Genomic DNA, 17352 nt, shown 5'->3' with positions numbered 1-17352 from the left:
CCGCCTTCCTTTCATGAACGCGCATGGAGATCGTCCGCTGCGCCGCGATGTCGCTCAGCGCGACATCATGTTCATGCTGACGTTGTGCATCACCCACAACGTGCCGACGATCAGGATCGCCGCGGTCAGCACGGTGTAGCTGAACGCCATCACGTTCCAGCGCTGGCCGGACGAACCGTTCATGTGCAGGAAGTACACGAGGTGCACGACGATCTGCACGAACGCGAGTGCGGCGAGCGCGATCAGCGACGCGTGCGGCGACAGCACGCCGCCCATCACGAGGCCGAACGACGCGGCCGTGAGCAGCACCGACAGGATGAAGCCGGCGACATAGCCGCCGACGCTGCCGTGCCCTTCTTCGAGTTGAGACGAATGCGAATGGGCCATTTAGATCACGCTCGCAAGATAGACAAAGGAAAACACGCAGATCCACACGATGTCGAGGAAGTGCCAGAAGAGGCTCAGGCACGTCAGGCGCCGCAGGTCGCGATCGGTCAGGTCGCCGCCGCGCAGCACGATCTGCCCGGCAAGCACGAGCATCCACAGCAGGCCGGCCGTCACGTGCAGCCCGTGCGTGCCGACCAGCGTGAAGAACGCCGACAGGAACGCGCTGCGCTGCGGGCCCGCGCCTTCCGCGATCAGATGCGAGAACTCGCGCAGTTCCATCGCGAGGAACGCCGCGCCGAGCACGAACGTCACCGCGAGCCAGGCGAGCAGCGCGCCGCGCCGCTGCTTGTACGCAGCCAGCATCGCGAAGCCGTAAGTGATGCTCGACAGCAGCAGCGCGGCGGTTTCCACCGCGACGCCCGGAATGTCGAACAGGTCCTTCGCGGTCGGACCGCCCGCATGCTGGTTGCCGAGCACAGCGAAGGTCGCGAACAGCGCCGCGAAGATCACGCAGTCGGTCATCAGGTACAGCCAGAAGCCGAACACCGAGTGCGACGGCGGATGGTCGTCGTGCTCGAGCAGGGTTGCGCTCAAGGTTTTCTGCAGCATCAGTTGGCCTCCAGTTCCACGTCGTCGACACGCGTGGCCACGCGCGCCGCCGGTTGCTTCTCTTCGATCTTGCGCACCTTCGACGCCGGGATGTAGTAGCCGTCGTTGTCACGCGAGCTGTAGATCACGAGCGTCGCGACGATCCCGACCAGGCCGCCGATCGCCATCCACCAGATGTGCCACACCAGCGCGAAGCCCAGCACGAGGCTGAAGATCGCGACCACGAGACCCGCACACGTATTCGACGGCATGTGGATGTCGCGGATCGTCGCCGGGTTCGGCCGGCCGTCACCGCGCGCCTTCATGTCGGCGTACGCGTCGAGCGTGCGCACTTGCGGGATCACGGCAAAGTTGTACTCGGCCGGCGGCGACGTGGTGGCCCACTCGAGCGTGCGGCCGCCCCACGGATCGCCCGTGGTGTCGCGGTACTCAGGCAGGTTGCGGTTGCGGATGCTGACGACCAGTTGCAGCAGCTGGCAGGCGATGCCGATCGCGATCAGCACGGCGCCGAACGCCGCGACCAGCAGCCACGGATGCCACGCCGGGTTGTCGTAGTGGTTCAGGCGCCGCGTCATGCCCATGAAGCCGAGCACGTAGAGCGGCACGAACGCGACGTAAAAGCCGACCTGCCAGAACCAGAACGCGGCCTTGCCGAGCTTCTCGTTCAGCTTGAAGCCGAACGCCTTCGGGAACCAGTAGTTGAAGCCCGCGAGATAGCCGAACAGCACGCCGCCGATGATCACGTTATGGAAGTGCGCGATCAGGAACAGGCTGTTGTGCAGCACGAAGTCCGCGCCCGGGATCGCCATCATCACGCCGGTCATCCCGCCGATCGTGAACGTGACCATGAAGCCGATCGTCCACAGCACCGGCGTCGTGAATTCGATCCGGCCGCGATACATCGTAAACAGCCAGTTGAACACCTTCACGCCGGTCGGGATCGCAATGATCATGGTCATGATGCCGAAGAACGCGTTCACGTTCGCACCCGAGCCCATCGTGAAGAAGTGATGCAGCCACACGAGGAACGACAGCACCATGATCGCGCAGGTCGCGTACACCATCGTCTTGTAGCCGAACAGCGGCTTCTTCGAGAACGTCGCGATGACTTCCGAGAAGATGCCGAACGCCGGCAGGATCAGGATGTACACCTCCGGATGGCCCCACGCCCAGATCAGGTTCAGGTACAGCATCGCGTTGCCGCCGGCTTCGTTCGTGAAGAAGTGCATGCCGAGGTAACGGTCGAGGCCGAGCAGCGCGAGCGTCGCGGTCAGGATCGGGAACGACGCCATGATCAGCACGTTCGTGCAGAGGGCCGTCCACGTGAACACCGGCATCTTCATCAGCGTCATGCCGGGCGCGCGCATCTTGATGATCGTCACGAAGAAGTTCACGCCGGTCAGCAGCGTGCCGACGCCCGAGATCTGCAGCGCCCACAGGTAGTAGTCGACCCCTACCCCCGGACTGAACTGCAGCTCCGACAGCGGCGGATACGCGAGCCAGCCCGTCTGCGCGAACTCGCCGATCACGAGCGAGATGTTGATCAGGATTGCGCTGACCGCCGTCATCCAGAAGGAGAGCGAGTTGATGAACGGGAATGCGACGTCGCGCGCGCCGATCTGCAGCGGCACGACCAGGTTCATCAGGCCGACCATGAACACCATCGCCATGAAGAAGATCATGATCACGCCGTGTGCCGTGAAGATCTGGTCATAGTGATGCGGCGGCAGGTAGCCGGGTGCGTTGTACGCGAGCGCGAGCTGCATGCGCATCATGATCGCGTCGGCGAAGCCGCGCAGCAGCATGATGAGCGCGACGATGATGTACATCACGCCGAGTTTCTTGTGGTCGACCGTCGTCAGCCATTCCGTCCACAGCCACTTCCAGCGGCCGGTGACGGTCAGCGCCGCGAGGATGCCCAGCACGGCCAGCCCCATGAAGGCGCCGGCCACCATGATGATGGGCTGATCGAACGGGATCGCCGATAGTGTGAGTTTGCCGAACATGCGTTACCCCTTCGTGCCGCAGGCGGCGTCCTTCAGATCGAGGACGTGGCCATCGTTGTATTTCGCGATGATGTTGTGGAAGAGCCGCGGATCGACCGACGAGAAGTAGCGCACCGGCGCCTTCTCGCTCGGCTGCGCGACGGTGCCGTACACGGTCGCGTCGAGCCGGTCGGGTGAGGCCTTCACCTTCTGCACCCATGCGTCGAACTGCTCGCGCGGCTCGGCGAGCGTGCGGAACTTCATGTCGGAGAAGCCGCGGCCGCTGAAGTTGGCGGACGTGCCCGCGTAGTCGCCGGCTTCGTCAGCGATCAGGTGCAGGCGCGTCTGCATGCCGGCCATCGCGTAGACCTGGCCGCCGAGCTGCGGAATGAAGAACGAGTTCATCACCGAATCCGACGTGATGTGGAAGTTCACCGGTGTGCCGACCGGAATCGCGAGCTGGTTCACCGACGCGATACCGAGGTCCGGATAGATGAACAGCCACTTCCAGTCGAGGGCGACGACCTCGACGTCGATCGGCTTCACCGACGACTCGAGCGGCTTGTACGGATCGAGCTCGTGCGTGGTTTTCCACGTGAGCACGCCGAGGAACAGGATGATCAGCGTCGGCACCGTCCAGATCACGACTTCGATCGCGGTCGAGTGCGACCAGTTCGGCGCGTAGGTGGCGTTGCGGTTCGATGCACGGTAACGCCACGCGAACCACAGCGTGAGCAGGATCACCGGCACGACGACGATCAGCATCGTCCATGTCGAGGTCGCGATCAGCGCCTTTTCGGCGGCACCGACGCTTCCTTTCGGATTTAGTACATCTAAATTACAACCTGACAGGCTCAGCGCCGCGCCGATCGACATCAGCGCCGTCCAGCCTTTTGAAGCTCTTCTTTTCATCACACAGCCCGAGAGTCATTGAATCTGTTGCGTATGCCCGATGCGCATTCGATCCACGAAAGTGGCCGCATCATACGTCGCGCGAGCGCGATGAAAACCGGTGGATGCGGCAAATCATCATTGCAGAATCTGTTGTGAGACAGATTGTCGCGGGGCAATTTCACGCAGCCTGAAGACGGCCGCAAGCCGCCCGAAACCGGCCCAAAGCCGCGGGATAGCCCAGCCCTTCCCAGATGGATGTGCGCGCAACGACGTCCGCATCGGCGCGCGATGCGGCCCGTCGTGCGCGACGTCAGGCGATCAGCCGTGCGTCGATGCCATGTACGCCGGCTGCGCCGGTGCGTCCCCGTCCCCGGTCGGCACCTTCGAATGGCTCGCGTCTTCGATCAGCCGCCCGACGGTCGGATCGATCGCGTCGGTGAACGGCTTCGGATCGACGCCGACCATCAGCACGATCAGCGCGAGCGACGCGAACATCACGATCTCGCGACGGCTCAGGTCGGCGAGCTTCGCGATGCGCGGGCTCGCGACCTTGCCGAACACGACGCGCTTGACCATCCACAGCGTGTACGACGCGCTGAGGATCAACGTGAGTGCCGCAATTGCGCCGATCCAGAAGTTGAAACGGATCGCGCCCATGATCACCATGAACTCGCCGACGAAGCCCGACGTGCCCGGCAGGCCGACGTTGGCCATCGCGAACAGCAGCGTGAAGGTCGCGAAGCGCGGCATCACGCCCGCCACGCCGCCGTACGCGGCGATCTCGCGCTGCTTCGTGCGATCGACCAGCACGCTCACACACAGCAGCATCGCACCCGCGACGAAGCCGTACGACACGAGCTGCACGATCGCGCCTTCGACGCCGATCCGGTTGAACAGGAACAGCCCGAGCGTGACGATCCCCATGTGTGCGACCGTCGAATACGCGAGCAGCTTGCCGAGATCGGTCTGCGCGAGCGCGATCAGGCTCGCGTAAACGATCGCGAACAGCGACAGCGCGATCACGGCCGGCGCGAAGAAGTGGCTCGCGTCCGGCGTGATCGGCAGCGCGAAGCGCAGGAAACCGTAGCCGCCGAGCTTGAGCATCGCGAGCATCAGTGCGGCGCCCGTCGGGCCGTCCGTGTAGACGTCGCGCAGCCACGTATGAACCGGCCACATCGGCACCTTGACCGCGAACGCGGCGAAGAAACCGAGGAACACCAGCAGCTGCGGCGCGAAGCCGAGCTGCAGCGTGCGCCATGCGTTCATGTCGAACGTGTGCGACTTCGCGTACAGGTACAGCATCGCCATCAGCAGCAGCAGCGAACCCGCGAACGAGATGAAGAAGAACTTCACGGCCGCGTACACGCGATGCTCCCTGCCCCACGTGCCGATCAGCAGGTACAGCGGAATCAGCGTCGCCTCGAAGAAGATGAAGAACAGCAACCCGTCCTGCGCGACGAACACGCCGACCATCAGCCCCGACAGGATCAGGAACGACGCGTAGTACTGCGCGACACGTACCGTCACCGACTCCCACGACGCGATCACGACGACGAGCGTCGTGAAGGCGGTCAGCACCACGAGCCACAGCGACGCGCCGTCGATGCCGACGCGCCAGCCGGCATTGAAGGCCCCGAGCCAGTCGCGGCTTTCGGCGAACTGCATCGCGGCCGAATGCGAATCGAAACCGGCGACGAGCGGCACGACGGCCGCCAGCCCCGCGAGTGCGCCCACGAGCGCGATCAGTCTCGTGCGCTGCAAATGACGGTCGGAACCGGCACGCAGCAGGCTCGCGCCGAACAGGATCGGAACCCAGATCGCCAGGCTCAGAAAGGGGAAATCATGCATGTCAACAGGCCTTGAGAGGGTCGCGCACTGCATCGGGGACAGGCGTGACGAAGGGAACGAAATCAAATCGACCGATAGATTTCGTGGATCGCCATTGTTGGCAAAATGTAAAGCGGAATCAGAGCAAAACTTGACGCCGCTCAAGCGCAATCGGGTTAACCAGCATACGGCGATTGATTATTTTTTGCAGCGCAGCAGACCTTCATTTTGCGGCGCACCGATAGACCACTGATTTTTATGAGTAATTTTTTGTATTACACGATGCAGTCGATCGCAAGAATCGGTGCGATGCCGCATTTTTTTCGGAAACTCGGTGCGCCAGAGCACAAGAACAGAATGTAGGGAACGATGAATGAGAGCGATTCAAACCTTACAGTCATGCTTTCATTTTTATTTCGCCGAACCCCGATCGCCGCGATCCCGGACACCGGAAGCCCCGGCGCATGCCGCTTTCAATTACCGCTGATGGCTCAACCTGTCCCACACGCACATCGTCACCGCGCGATAGTGGTTGTGTTGCGCAGGGAAATGAACGAAGCGGCTGTCGCGCGTCGCATAAACCGGCGATGACGCGAGCGACACCGCGTCGACGATGTAACGCGCGTCGATCATGCCCGCCTGCAGCAGTTCGACATAGATCGCCTGCTGGTCGCCGCCGCTCGCGTAGACCGACGACCGATCGTCGACGCTCTCGATGCGCGCACAGATGCGCTCGACCAGCTCGCGCATCGGCGCGACGTTGCGCACGGCGATCATGCACGAGTTGATCGCCCAGGCCGTGTGGTCGGTGCCGATTACGAAATCGCGGCCGTCGATCACGCTGTCGACCGTCTGGCGCTGGTCGATCGCGAGGATGTCTGCGTCGACCCAGAACACGAACGCATGATCCGGTAGATGTTCGCGAATCAGGTGCAGCTTCGCCCAGTTCGCATCGATGCCGGCCGGCACGAACGCGGGCGGTTCGCGATACGCGTGGTACGCATAGCCGTGTCGCGTGCAGTAGCGCACGAAGTTCTCTTCGTGAAGATCGCCGTAACCGGCGATGTGCGACGTGTGCAGGCTCACGAACGCGATGCGCGCGTCCGGGTTCAGGTGTCGCGCCGGCTCGCGTGTGCGTTGCCGCGCGCCCCGCCAGTCGTCCATCGCGCGCGGTTGCTCGCCTTGCTGGACACGCGCCGCATCATCGACGAGCGCGAGCACGTAGCGAAAGTCGTAATCGGGCGTCGGTGCCCACTCGCCGTCCGTCTGCCGCCATTCGGGCGCCTGGTGCGCGACGAGCGGAAGCGCGGCGACCACCTCGTCGATCGCATGCCCGTCGCCCCACACCGTCTGCGCCGACGCGTAATAGCCGCTCGCAAGCGGCTGGTCGAACCGCAACGGCGGAAAGTATCCGGCCAGCAACGTCGCCTCGCACGCGTGCCGCTGCTCGGACAGGCGCATCGCCCACTGGCCGAGTTCGACAGTCAGCTTGCGCAACCGCTCGCGTACCTCGGGCACATTGCGAAAGATCATGCCGCTCGCCGCGGGCAGCGGCGATGTCGGCGTCTGCGTCGTGACGATCGCGTCGTAACCGTTCGCCACATCGGGCAGCGCATGCGGGCCGAACACGACCGAGAACGGATCGAGCACGAGCAGCAACGCGCCCTGCTCCATCGCGACGAGCTGCGCGATGATCGCGTGGTACTTGTGCAGCACCTGCTGGCGCTCGCCGTACACGTGCGTGCCGTCGACGATCGCATGCCGGTAGGCGTGACCCCGCGCGTAGCGCTCGTGATTGGCGACGAGCCCGTCGACGGGCCGATGAGAAAGGATGGTGAGTACGGAATGCATGCGGGCCAGAACTCCAACTTGGGTCGTGCCGGGCGATACGCCTATTTAGCGCATGAGCGTCGCTCAAGTCGAGCATTGATTGGCTGTCCGGACGAAGCGTGGCGCCGCGCGGCGAGTCCGGAAACGAAGCAGGAAAAGAAAAAGCCCCGCAAGTCCGAGAACTTGCGGGGCTTTGTCACCGCTTTTGGCGGAGACGGAGGGATTCGAACCCTCGATCCAGGTTTTGGCCCAGATGCTCCCTTAGCAGGGGAGTGCCTTCGACCTCTCGGCCACGTCTCCCAAACTTTCGCTCGCACCAGGGAGGCAGTGCGACGAGAACGAAATAATATAGGGTTTCGAACCGTGCGTCAATTTCCGTGATGCATTTTCTTCAATGCATCACGAAAAATTCACGCGGGCTGATCGAGTTCGAACGCCTTGTGCAGCGCGCGGACGGCCAGCTCCATGTATTTCTCGTCGATCAGCACCGAAATCTTGATTTCGGACGTCGAGATCATCTGGATGTTGATGCCCTCTTCCGACAGCGTGCGGAACATCTTGCTCGCGACGCCCACGTGCGAACGCATGCCGACGCCGACGACCGACACCTTCGACACCTTCGGGTCGCCCTGCACGCGCTCGGCGCTCACGTGGCCCTGCACCTGGTTGGTGAGGATGTCCATCGCCTTCTGGTAGTCGCCGCGGCCGACCGTGAACGTGAAGTCGGTTTTCCCTTCGACGCTCTGGTTCTGGATGATCATGTCGACGTCGACATTCGCGTCGGCGACCGGACCGAGGATCTGATACGCGATGCCCGGCTTGTCGGGCACGCCCATCACCGCAATGCGTGCTTCGTCGCGCTGGAACGCGATGCCGGAAATGACTGCCTTTTCCATGGTCTCGTCTTCTTCAAAAGTAATCAGGGTGCCCGAGCGCATTTCTTCGTCGAGCGCAATCAGCGGATCGGTCAGGCTCGACAGCACGCGCGTCTTCACCTGGTATTTGCCGGCGAATTCGACCGAGCGGATCTGCAGGACCTTCGAGCCGAGGCTGGCCATTTCCAGCATTTCCTCGAACGTCACGCGATCGAGGCGTCGCGCCTCTTCGACCACGCGCGGATCGGTCGTGTAGACACCGTCGACGTCCGTGTAGATCAGGCACTCTTCGGCATCCAGCGCGGCCGCAACCGCCACCGCCGACGTGTCCGAGCCGCCACGGCCCAGCGTCGTGATGTGACCGTCCGGATCGACGCCCTGGAAGCCCGTGATGATCACGACCTTGCCGGCGTTCAGATCAGCCTTCACGCGCTCATCGTCGATCGAGTGAATGCGTGCCTTCGTGAACGCGCTGTCCGTCTTGATCGGCACTTGCCAGCCGGCATAGCTCACGGCTTCGACGCCGATTTCCTGCAGCGCGATCGACAGCAGGCCGACGCTGACCTGCTCGCCGGTCGACGCGATCATGTCGAGCTCACGCGGGCTCGGCTGGCTCGAAATCTCTTTCGCGAGACCGAGCAGACGGTTGGTTTCGCCGGACATCGCGGACGGCACGACCACCATCTGGTGCCCGGCCTGATGCCATTTTGCGACGCGTTTCGCGACGTTCTTGATGCGCTCGACCGAGCCCATCGAAGTGCCGCCGTATTTGTGTACGATGAGTGCCATTGTCGTTCTGAACTGAAGGAGAAGCCGCACGGGCGCGCTGGGCAGGCCGCGTTGCCGTTCGGTCACGCGGCTTGTGGCTGTGGACGGACGACGAGGGGGACGGCTGGGACGCAACACGCAAGCGTGACGGATTTTGCCCGGAAGGCCGATCAGGCCGCGCAAACCGGGTACGTCACGCGGAAAACCTGCACAAATCGCTCAAAAATCGAGCCGAGCAAACGACCGAGCGTACCCGATAGAGGCCCGCTTGACAAGCCGCTCGCGGGGTTGGCAAGCGTTCCGGCGCTGTTTACCAAATGGTGAAAACCGGCGCGCGATCACGCTGCCGGAAGCACGCCGCCGTTACGCGATCAGCAGGTCGGGACGCCATTCGATCCGGCGCCACCCGCCGTCGCCGGACAGCCCGTCACCGTGATTCACGCCGAGCCGCGGCACGTACACGAGCCGGTCGCCCGCGAACAGCAGCGGCACGTCGCGCTGCCATGCCGGCACGCCGCGCTCCTGGAACAGGTTCTTCAGCGTGCGCCCCGGGCCGCCGGGCGACGTACGCAACCGCTCGCCGCCCGCACGGGCGCGCGCGGCGAGCGCCGCGCCGCGCAGCAGCGCTTCGGGCACCGCCCCGTCGCTGCCGGCATCGGCCGGCGCGAACACGAACGTGCCGCGCCACGCCGGCACGCGCCAGACTTCCTGTCCGTCCCATGCCAGCGAGGCCTCCGGATGCGGCGTCCCGGTGCCGTCGTCAGCCGGCTCGGCGCTGTCGCCCGCCTCCCAGTACACGGCATCGCGATAGAGCCGCAGGCACTGCCCCGCGTGATCGACACGCAGCGCATGCGCGTCGTGCGCTTCGCGCAGTTGCCGCATCATGTTCGCAAGCCGGCCTGCCGACGCGCCGGGCAATCCGAGCCGGCGCATCCAGAAGCGCAGCAGGTTCGCGCCGCGTGCGTCGTCGAACGCGACCAGCGCATCGCGCGACAGCGCGCGGCCGTCGTCGCGCGCGGCGCCGGCGAAATCCAGTTCGGCCAGATCGTCGAGCAGCCGCTGCGCGGCTGCCGCATGCTGGGCCGCGCGGCCCAGCGCATCGCGAAAGCCCGGGAAGTGCACGGCGAGCGCCGGCAGCACGTCGATGCGCAACGCATTGCGCGCATAGCGCGTGTCGTCGTTGGATTCGTCGTCGATCCATGCGAGCTCGCGCTGCGCCGCATAGCGCTCCAGTTGCGCGCGCAACAATCGCAACAACGGACGCACACGTTCGACGCTCGCGCCGTCAGGGCGATAGCGCGGCGCCATCGCGGCGAGGCCCGCGACCCCGGCGCCGCGCAGCAACTGCAGCAGCACGGTCTCGGCCTGGTCGTCCGCATGCTGCGCGACCCATAGCGCGGCTGCGCCGTGGCGCTCGCACATCGCGTCGAGCGCGGCATAACGGCGCTCGCGCGCAGTCGCCTCGATGCCGAGGCCGCTGTCGCGCGGCACGTCGACGCGCTCCGATTCGAACGCCACGCCGAGTCGCTCCGCCGCCGCTTGTGCATGCGCGACCCACGCGTCGGCGTTCGCGCTCAGGCCGTGATGCACGTGCAGCGCCACGCAGCGTGCAGCGCCGGCCACGCGCACGGCCGCATCGAGTAGCACCGTCGAGTCGAGACCGCCGCTGTACGCGATCGCGATGCGCGCATCGGTCGGCAGATCGGAAAGCGCAACGCCGACCGCGTCGAGTACGGCGCGGTCGGCGGAGAATTCGGTCGGGGGAATCACGAGAGAAACGCGCGCCGGGCGGCGCGCGATGCGAGCACGCCGGTCATGCGCCGGGCGTGGTTTCCTTGAACTTGCCGTAGGCCATCAGGCGCTCGAAGCGACGCTCGCGCAGCGCATCGACGCTCATGCCCTGGAACTGGCGCAGCGAATCGGCAAGGGCGCGGCGCAGCAGCGCGGCCATGCCCTTCGGATCGCGGTGCGCGCCGCCGAGCGGCTCGTTGATGATCTTGTCGATCAGGCCGAGCGCCTTCAGGCGATGCGCGGTCAGGCCCAGCGCTTCCGCGGCCTCGGGCGCCTTCGCGGCGCTCTTCCACAGGATCGACGCGCAGCCTTCCGGCGAGATCACCGAATAGGTCGAGAACTGCAGCATCATCACGGTGTCGGCCACGGCGATCGCGAGCGCACCGCCCGAACCGCCTTCGCCGATCACGGTCGTGATGATCGGCGTCTTCAGTTCGGCCATCACGTACAGGTTGTGGCCGATCGCTTCCGACTGGCCGCGCTCTTCCGCGCCGATGCCCGGGTATGCGCCCGGCGTGTCGACGAACGTGAAGATCGGCAGCCCGAACTTCTCGGCGAGACGCATCAGGCGTTCGGCCTTGCGATAGCCTTCCGGACGCGGCATCCCGAAGTTGCGCGCGGCGCGCTCCTTCGTGTCGCGGCCCTTCTGGTGGCCGATCACCATGCACGGATGGCCGCCGAAGCGCGCGAGACCGCCGACGATCGACAGGTCGTCCGCGAACGCGCGGTCGCCGTGCAGTTCGTGAAAATCGGTAAACAGTTCCGCGACGTAATCGAGCGTGTACGGGCGCTGCGGATGCCGCGCGATCTGCGAAACCTGCCACGGCGACAGGTTCGCGTAGAGGTCTTTCGTCAGTTGCTGGCTTTTCTTCGACAGCCGCTCGATTTCTTCCGAAATATCGACAGCCGAGTCGTCCTGCACGAATCGCAGCTCTTCGATCTTGGCCTCGAGTTCGGCGATCGGCTGTTCGAAATCCAGAAACGTGGTCTTCATGTGTTCGAATCCTTGGGTCTTGCGGCAGCGCGTATTCTACCCGCGCGGGCGATGCGCAAAACCGGCTCTCAACTATTGATGTTTAAAACCTGATAGCCGTTGGTCAGGCGTCGGCGTCGGGCGCATCGAGGCTGCGCCACATGTACCAGGTCGCGACGGTACGCCACGGCTCCCAGTTGGCAGCCACCTCGCGCGCCTCGCTGCGCGTGACGGGCTCTCCGCTGAAGTAATTGACGCTGATCGCGCGGATCAGGCCCGGATCATCGAGCGGCAGCACGTCCGGCCGGGACAGGTTGAAGATCAGGAACATCTCGGCCGTCCAGCGACTGATGCCGCGGATCTGCGTGAGTTCCGCGATCACGTCCTCGTCGTCCATCGACGTCCATTTGTCGACGTGCAGCGCGCCGGACACGAAGTGCTGCGCGAGATCGAGAATGTATTCCGTCTTGCGCTTCGAGAGTCCGCATGCGATCAGCTTGTCCGCGCCGAGCCGGATGACCGGCTGCGGTGCGAGTTTCGGACACGCATCCTCGATGCGCGCCCACAGCGCCTGCGCGGACGGCACCGAGATCTGCTGGCCGACGACCGAGCGCGCGAGCGTGACGAACGGGTCGCCGCGCTTCACGAGATGCGCGGGACCGAACTTCGGGATCAGCTTCTTCATGATCCGGTCGCGCTTGACGAGATCGGCGCACGCCTTGTCCCAGTATGCGGGACGCACGACACCACCGGCGCCGTCGGCACCGTCGGATGCACGCCCCTTGCGGGCCGCGTCGGCGGCCGCCATCGCGACCTCCGGCTGCCCCGCGTCCGCACCCTTCCCGCGCGCGGGCTTCGCATGACCGTTGAGCGCGCCGTTCGGCACGGCGCGCGTCGCGTCCGCCTTCGCCGCCGGCACGCGCTTGGCCGCCGGACGCGCGGCGACCGGGGTCGCGCGCCTGACCGGCGCTTTTCTGGCCGTTGCCATCCTGCCTCCTACCTGACGGATCGGTCAGAGGAACGCACCGCGCTCATACGCGACGCCATTCGGTCGATCCGCCCGGTTTGTCTTCAAGTGCGATACCGACCTCGAGCAGCTCCGCCCGAATCCGGTCCGCTTCGGCATAGTCCTTCGCTTGCTTCGCCGCGACGCGCGCGGCGATCTTCGCTTCGATTTCGTCGGCTGCAAGCCCGCCCGCCTGCGCGGCGCCGGTGCCCTGCTGCAGGAATGCGCGCGGTTCGCGGCCCAGCAGGCCCAGCAGGCCCGCCAGCTGTTTCAGTTGCCGCGCGAGCGACGCATCGCGCGTGCGGTTGACCTCGCCCGCCAGCTCGAACAGTGTCGCCACCGCGACCGGCGTGTTGATGTCGTCGTTCATCGCGGCCGCGAAACGCTGCGCATACGGCTCGTTCCAGTCGAGCGCGAGCGTGTCCGGCTCGACATCCTTCAGCGCCGTGTACAGGCGCGTGAGCGACGCGCGCGCATCGTCGAGATGCACGTCGCTGTAGTTGAGCGGCGAGCGGTAGTGCGTGCGCACGATGAAGAAGCGCATCACCTCGGCATCGTAGCGCTCGAGCACTTCGCGGATCGTGAAGAAGTTGCCGAGCGATTTCGACATCTTCTCGTTGTCGACCTGCACGAAGCCGTTGTGCATCCAGTAATTGACGAACGTCTGGCCGGTTGCGCCTTCACTCTGCGCGATCTCGTTCTCGTGGTGCGGGAATTGCAGATCCTGCCCGCCGCCGTGGATGTCGAAATGCTCGCCGAGCAGCGTGCAGCCCATCGCCGAGCACTCGATGTGCCAGCCGGGCCGGCCCATCCCGTACTTCGAGGCCCACGACGCGCCTTCCGGATCCTCCGCCTTCGCGCGCTTCCACAACACGAAATCGAGCGGATCTTCCTTCGCGTCGTTCGCGGCAACGCGTTCGCCCGCGCGCAGGTCGTCGAGCGACTTGCCCGACAGCTTCCCGTAGTTCGCGAACTTGCGCACCGAGTAATTGACGTCGCCGTCGGTCGCCTGGTACGCGTAGCCGTTCGTCTCGAGCTTCTCGATCATGCCGAGCATCTGCGGAATGAACTGCGTCGCGCGCGGCTCGATGTCCGGGCGCTGGATGCCGAGCGCGGCCTCATCCTCGTGCATCGCGCCGATGAACCGGTCGGTCAGCGACTTGATCGTCTCGCCGTTCTCGACCGCGCGGCGGATGATCTTGTCGTCGATGTCGGTGATGTTGCGCACGTACGTGACCCGAAAGCCGATCGCACGCAGCCAGCGCTGGACGAGGTCGAACACGACCAGCATGCGCGCATGGCCCACGTGACAATAGTCGTAGACGGTGATCCCGCATACGTACATCCGCACTTCGCCGGACTGGCGCGGCACGAAAACTTGCTTGTCACGCGCGAGCGTGTTGTAGATGCGCAGTGATTCCATAGAGATGAACCGTGAGCCGAAGGAAACCGCCCTGGCGAAGCTCGCCCTGCATGCGAAACGGACGGACCACCTGCTGCGGCACGACGCCGGGCGTCCTCGTTATCACATGGGGCGGTCAGGCTGCAAGCACAGCGGTGACGGCCACGAGAGGCAAAGAAAGACTGTCTGCGGCTCGCCGGAACGCGCAGACGTTTTGTTAGAATGGCTCGGAGTATAACATTCCGATTTACGCCTATGAAACCTCATCGCGGCCGCGCGCCGAGCGCTGCGACCCTCGTTGCGACCGCCGTCATGGGCGTCGCGCTGGCGCTTTTCGCGGCCCCTGCGGCGCATGCGCAAAAGGCCCCGGCCACCGCCGACGGCACGCCCGAAATCGACGCATCGATCGCCGGCAAGCAATGGAAGCAGGCCCTCGCGCAACTCGACGCGCGCATCGCGGCGAACCCGCACGACGTGCAGGCGCAGTTCAAGCGCGGCACCGTGCTCGCCCGCCTGAACCGCGACGACGACGCGATCCAGCAGTTCGTCGCGATCACCCAGGCGTACCCCGAGCTGCCCGAACCGTACAACAACCTTGCGGCGCTCTACGCGAAGCACGGCCGTTATGACGAAGCGCGCAGCGCGCTCGTCACCGCGACGCAATCGAACCCGAGCTACTCGCTCGCGTACGAGAACCTCGGCGACCTGTACCTGCGCCTCGCGGCCGAATCGTACAAGCGCGCGCAATCGCTCGGCCGCACGAGCGGCGCGACCGCGCAGCGCCTCGCCGATCTGCAGAAGATCGTGTCGCCGCCGAAACCGGCGGCCGGCGCGCGCGCCGTCACGCCGGCCACGCGCACCTACACCGATCGTGCCGCCGCGAACGTGAACACCACCACGCTGCCGATGTCGCCGACGTTCCAGTTCAGCGGTCCGTCCGGCGCGCTGGCGGCGCCGTACGTCGCGCCGTCGCAGTAAGAAGCGGCGCACCCTTCCTTCCCTCCCAACCTGAGGATCGCAATGAAACGTCTGTTGCTGGCGCTTGGCGGCGCCGCCCTTCTCGCGACCGCGCCCGCGTTCGCGCAAACGGCCAGCGCGCACCCCGTCGTGCAGCTGAAGACCTCGCAGGGCGACATCCGCGTCGAGCTCTACCCGGAGAAGGCACCGAAGTCGGTCGCCAACTTCCTCGATTACGTGAAGTCCGGCCAGTACAACGGCACGATCTTCCATCGCGTGATCAAGGGCTTCATGATCCAGGGCGGCGGCTACAAGACCAACTTCGAGGAGAAGCCGACCCGCGCGCCGATCCCGCTGGAAAGCCGCAATGGTCTGAAGAACCTGACGGGCACGATCGCGATGGCGCGTACCAGCGATCCGAACTCGGCCACCGCGCAGTTCTTCATCAACACGGTCGACAACAGCGGCCTCGACTACCCGAACCCGGACGGCAACGGCTATGCGGTGTTCGGCAAGGTCGTGTCGGGCCTCGACGTCGTGAAGAAGATCGAAGGCGTGGCGACGACCTCGCGCGGCCCGATGCAGGACGTACCGGCCCAGCCGGTCCTGATCGAATCGGCCAGCATCGTCTCGAAATAAGCACCTGCCGGCACGTCCGGCGCCACACGCGGCCGCGTCGCACGACCGGCCGCGTGCCATTTAAACCGCCTTACCGAAGGAATTCATCATGGTTGAACTGCACACGAACCACGGCGTGATCAAGCTCGAGCTCGACGCCGCGAAGGCACCGAAGACGGTCGAGAACTTCCTCAACTACGTGAAGAAGGGCCACTATGACGGTACGGTGTTCCACCGCGTGATCAACGGCTTCATGATCCAGGGCGGCGGCTTCGAGCCGGGCCTGAAGCAGAAGCCGACCGACGCGCCGATCGACAACGAGGCGAACAACGGCCTGAAGAACGACAACTACACGATCGCGATGGCGCGCACGAACGATCCGCACTCGGCGACCGCCCAGTTCTTCATCAACGTGAACGACAACGACTTCCTGAACCACTCGTCGCCGACGCCGCAGGGCTGGGGCTACGCCGTGTTCGGCAAGGTCGTCGAAGGCCAGGACGTGGTCGACAAGATCAAGGGCGTCAAGACGGGCAACGCGGGCTTCCATCAGGACGTGCCGGCTGACGACGTCGTGATCGAAAAGGCCGTGGTGGTCTGACGCGCAGTTACGGAGGCACTTCGATGTTGCAGGAGAGTCCGCCGCGAAGCGTCTCCGCGGGCGTGCCGGGCGAGCGCGAATACGCGCAAGCCGCACGCCCGTTCCTGTTTCTCTCCGATCTGCATCTGAGCGAGGCGATTCCGAAGACGGTTGCCGCGTTCGAGCATTTCGTGAAATACACAGCCGACAGCGCCGACTCGGTGTTCATCCTCGGCGACCTGTTCGAATACTGGATCGGCGACGACGTGCTCGACGACGATCCGTTCGCGGCCCGCATGGCCGCGCTGATGCATACGTTCTCGGAGCGCGGCATCGCGCTCTACGTGATGCACGGCAACCGCGACTTTCTGCTCGGCCGGCGCTTCATGAAGGCGGCCGGCGCGATGCTGCTGCCCGATCCGGCGCTGATCATCGCTTTCGGCCAGCGCATCGTGCTCGCGCACGGCGACGCGCAATGCACGGCCGATCGCGGCTATCAGGTGTTCCGGCGGTTTGCCCGCAATCGTGTCGCGCAAGCGCTGTTTCTCGCCTGGCCGTTCCGCTGGCGCCGCGCGCTCGCGCAGCGGATGCGCTCGAACAGCGAAGCGGGCCGGATGCGCCCCGCTTCGGCGATCTACGACGTCACGCGTGAAGGCGTGGCCGCGCTGTTCCGGAAAAGCCGTGCGAGCGTGATCATTCACGGCCACACGCATCGCCCTGCGCGCCACCTCGAACCGGAAGGGATTCGCTGGGTGCTGCCCGACTGGGATCTCGACCATGGCAGGCCGCGCGGCGGCTACCTGCGCGTCGACGCGGAAGGCATCCACGCGCTGCCGCTCGACTGACGCCA

15 protein-coding genes, 1 tRNA gene and 1 pseudogene are annotated in these 17352 nt (G+C 65.1%); 5 read left to right on the top strand and 12 right to left on the bottom strand.

Going from position 1 to position 17352, the window contains the following annotated elements; translation table 11 throughout:
- Positions 1-54: 54 nt before the first annotated feature.
- The 8 genes from cyoD to GEM_RS06730 form a co-directional block, all read right to left on the bottom strand.
- A complete protein-coding gene (gene cyoD / locus GEM_RS06765; RefSeq protein WP_006759069.1) occupies positions 55-387 on the bottom strand; it encodes a cytochrome o ubiquinol oxidase subunit IV in 333 nt (110 codons plus the stop codon).
- Complete coding sequence (gene cyoC / locus GEM_RS06760; RefSeq protein WP_014896681.1) at positions 388-996, bottom strand: cytochrome o ubiquinol oxidase subunit III; 609 nt, start codon at positions 994-996, stop codon at positions 388-390.
- Entirely contained in the window at positions 996-3002 is a 2007-nt protein-coding gene (cyoB, locus tag GEM_RS06755) for a cytochrome o ubiquinol oxidase subunit I (RefSeq protein ID WP_014896680.1), read from the bottom strand. The genes cyoC and cyoB overlap by 1 nt, the downstream gene beginning before the upstream one ends.
- 3 nt (positions 3003-3005) lie before the next feature.
- Positions 3006-3893, bottom strand: a complete 888-nt coding sequence (gene cyoA, locus GEM_RS06750) for a ubiquinol oxidase subunit II (RefSeq protein ID WP_041490470.1) — start codon at positions 3891-3893, stop codon at positions 3006-3008.
- A gap of 300 nt (positions 3894-4193) precedes the next feature.
- Positions 4194-5723: an NADH-quinone oxidoreductase subunit M gene (locus GEM_RS06745; protein ID WP_014896678.1), complete on the bottom strand. Its 1530-nt coding sequence runs from the start codon at positions 5721-5723 to the stop codon at positions 4194-4196.
- A 456-nt stretch (positions 5724-6179) separates the two neighbouring features.
- Positions 6180-7553, bottom strand: a complete 1374-nt coding sequence (locus GEM_RS06740) for a hypothetical protein (RefSeq protein ID WP_014896677.1) — start codon at positions 7551-7553, stop codon at positions 6180-6182.
- Positions 7554-7738: 185 nt separating this feature from the next.
- Positions 7739-7832, bottom strand: a tRNA-Ser gene (locus GEM_RS06735).
- A 110-nt stretch (positions 7833-7942) separates the two neighbouring features.
- A complete protein-coding gene (locus GEM_RS06730) occupies positions 7943-9196 on the bottom strand; it encodes an aspartate kinase (protein WP_041490469.1) in 1254 nt (417 codons plus the stop codon).
- Here GEM_RS06730 and GEM_RS32495 point away from each other — a divergent pair.
- Positions 9179-9416: pseudogene (locus GEM_RS32495) on the top strand (hypothetical protein); the annotation flags it as partial. The gene GEM_RS06730 and the pseudogene GEM_RS32495 sit on opposite strands and share 18 nt — an antisense overlap.
- A gap of 122 nt (positions 9417-9538) precedes the next feature.
- Here GEM_RS32495 and tilS read toward each other — a convergent pair.
- From tilS to cysS, 4 genes are all read right to left on the bottom strand, one after another.
- Positions 9539-10945, bottom strand: coding sequence for a tRNA lysidine(34) synthetase TilS (tilS, locus tag GEM_RS06725; RefSeq protein WP_014896675.1), 1407 nt, complete (start codon positions 10943-10945; stop codon positions 9539-9541).
- A 43-nt stretch (positions 10946-10988) separates the two neighbouring features.
- Positions 10989-11960 carry an acetyl-CoA carboxylase carboxyltransferase subunit alpha gene (locus GEM_RS06720; RefSeq protein ID WP_014896674.1) on the bottom strand — a complete coding sequence of 324 codons (972 nt, stop codon included), beginning with the start codon at positions 11958-11960 and terminating at the stop codon, positions 10989-10991.
- Positions 11961-12063: 103 nt separating this feature from the next.
- Positions 12064-12927: a DNA-3-methyladenine glycosylase family protein gene (locus tag GEM_RS06715; protein WP_014896673.1), complete on the bottom strand. Its 864-nt coding sequence runs from the start codon at positions 12925-12927 to the stop codon at positions 12064-12066.
- 43 nt (positions 12928-12970) lie between these two features.
- Positions 12971-14368 carry a cysteine--tRNA ligase gene (gene cysS, locus GEM_RS06710; protein WP_014896672.1) on the bottom strand — a complete coding sequence of 466 codons (1398 nt, stop codon included), beginning with the start codon at positions 14366-14368 and terminating at the stop codon, positions 12971-12973.
- A gap of 234 nt (positions 14369-14602) precedes the next feature.
- Here cysS and GEM_RS06705 point away from each other — a divergent pair, with 234 nt between their 5' ends.
- The 4 genes from GEM_RS06705 to GEM_RS06690 all read left to right on the top strand — a co-directional run bounded on the left by GEM_RS06705 (position 14603) and on the right by GEM_RS06690 (position 17347).
- Positions 14603-15325 carry a tetratricopeptide repeat protein gene (locus GEM_RS06705; RefSeq protein ID WP_014896671.1) on the top strand — a complete coding sequence of 241 codons (723 nt, stop codon included), beginning with the start codon at positions 14603-14605 and terminating at the stop codon, positions 15323-15325.
- Positions 15326-15367: 42 nt separating this feature from the next.
- The gene (locus tag GEM_RS06700) at positions 15368-15943 is read left to right on the top strand and encodes a peptidylprolyl isomerase (RefSeq protein ID WP_014896670.1); all 576 of its coding nucleotides are present in this window, start codon (positions 15368-15370) and stop codon (positions 15941-15943) included.
- Between the two features lie 88 nt (positions 15944-16031).
- Entirely contained in the window at positions 16032-16523 is a 492-nt protein-coding gene (locus GEM_RS06695) for a peptidylprolyl isomerase (protein ID WP_006751616.1), read from the top strand.
- Between the two features lie 23 nt (positions 16524-16546).
- Positions 16547-17347, top strand: a complete 801-nt coding sequence (locus tag GEM_RS06690; RefSeq protein ID WP_014896669.1) for a UDP-2,3-diacylglucosamine diphosphatase — start codon at positions 16547-16549, stop codon at positions 17345-17347.
- The last annotated feature ends 5 nt before the right edge of the window (positions 17348-17352 follow it).

The organism is Burkholderia cepacia GG4 (assembly GCF_000292915.1).
Lineage (GTDB): Bacteria > Pseudomonadota > Gammaproteobacteria > Burkholderiales > Burkholderiaceae > Burkholderia > Burkholderia cepacia_D.
This window is presented reverse-complemented; position numbering and strand designations above follow the sequence as displayed.

What these genes read in the sequence shown, in the direction of transcription:
- cyoD (WP_006759069.1), bottom strand. Translation starts at nt 387, where the DNA reads ATGGCCCATTCGCATTCGTCTCAACTCGAAGAAGGGCACGGCAGCGTC.
- cyoC (WP_014896681.1), bottom strand. Translation starts at nt 996, where the DNA reads ATGCTGCAGAAAACCTTGAGCGCAACCCTGCTCGAGCACGACGACCAT.
- cyoB (WP_014896680.1), bottom strand. Translation starts at nt 3,002, where the DNA reads ATGTTCGGCAAACTCACACTATCGGCGATCCCGTTCGATCAGCCCATC.
- cyoA (WP_041490470.1), bottom strand. Translation starts at nt 3,893, where the DNA reads ATGAAAAGAAGAGCTTCAAAAGGCTGGACGGCGCTGATGTCGATCGGC.
- GEM_RS06745 (WP_014896678.1), bottom strand. Translation starts at nt 5,723, where the DNA reads ATGCATGATTTCCCCTTTCTGAGCCTGGCGATCTGGGTTCCGATCCTG.
- GEM_RS06740 (WP_014896677.1), bottom strand. Translation starts at nt 7,553, where the DNA reads ATGCATTCCGTACTCACCATCCTTTCTCATCGGCCCGTCGACGGGCTC.
- GEM_RS06730 (WP_041490469.1), bottom strand. Translation starts at nt 9,196, where the DNA reads ATGGCACTCATCGTACACAAATACGGCGGCACTTCGATGGGCTCGGTC.
- GEM_RS06720 (WP_014896674.1), bottom strand. Translation starts at nt 11,960, where the DNA reads ATGAAGACCACGTTTCTGGATTTCGAACAGCCGATCGCCGAACTCGAG.
- GEM_RS06715 (WP_014896673.1), bottom strand. Translation starts at nt 12,927, where the DNA reads ATGGCAACGGCCAGAAAAGCGCCGGTCAGGCGCGCGACCCCGGTCGCC.
- cysS (WP_014896672.1), bottom strand. Translation starts at nt 14,368, where the DNA reads ATGGAATCACTGCGCATCTACAACACGCTCGCGCGTGACAAGCAAGTT.
- GEM_RS06705 (WP_014896671.1), top strand. Translation starts at nt 14,603, where the DNA reads ATGAAACCTCATCGCGGCCGCGCGCCGAGCGCTGCGACCCTCGTTGCG.
- GEM_RS06700 (WP_014896670.1), top strand. Translation starts at nt 15,368, where the DNA reads ATGAAACGTCTGTTGCTGGCGCTTGGCGGCGCCGCCCTTCTCGCGACC.
- GEM_RS06695 (WP_006751616.1), top strand. Translation starts at nt 16,032, where the DNA reads ATGGTTGAACTGCACACGAACCACGGCGTGATCAAGCTCGAGCTCGAC.
- GEM_RS06690 (WP_014896669.1), top strand. Translation starts at nt 16,547, where the DNA reads ATGTTGCAGGAGAGTCCGCCGCGAAGCGTCTCCGCGGGCGTGCCGGGC.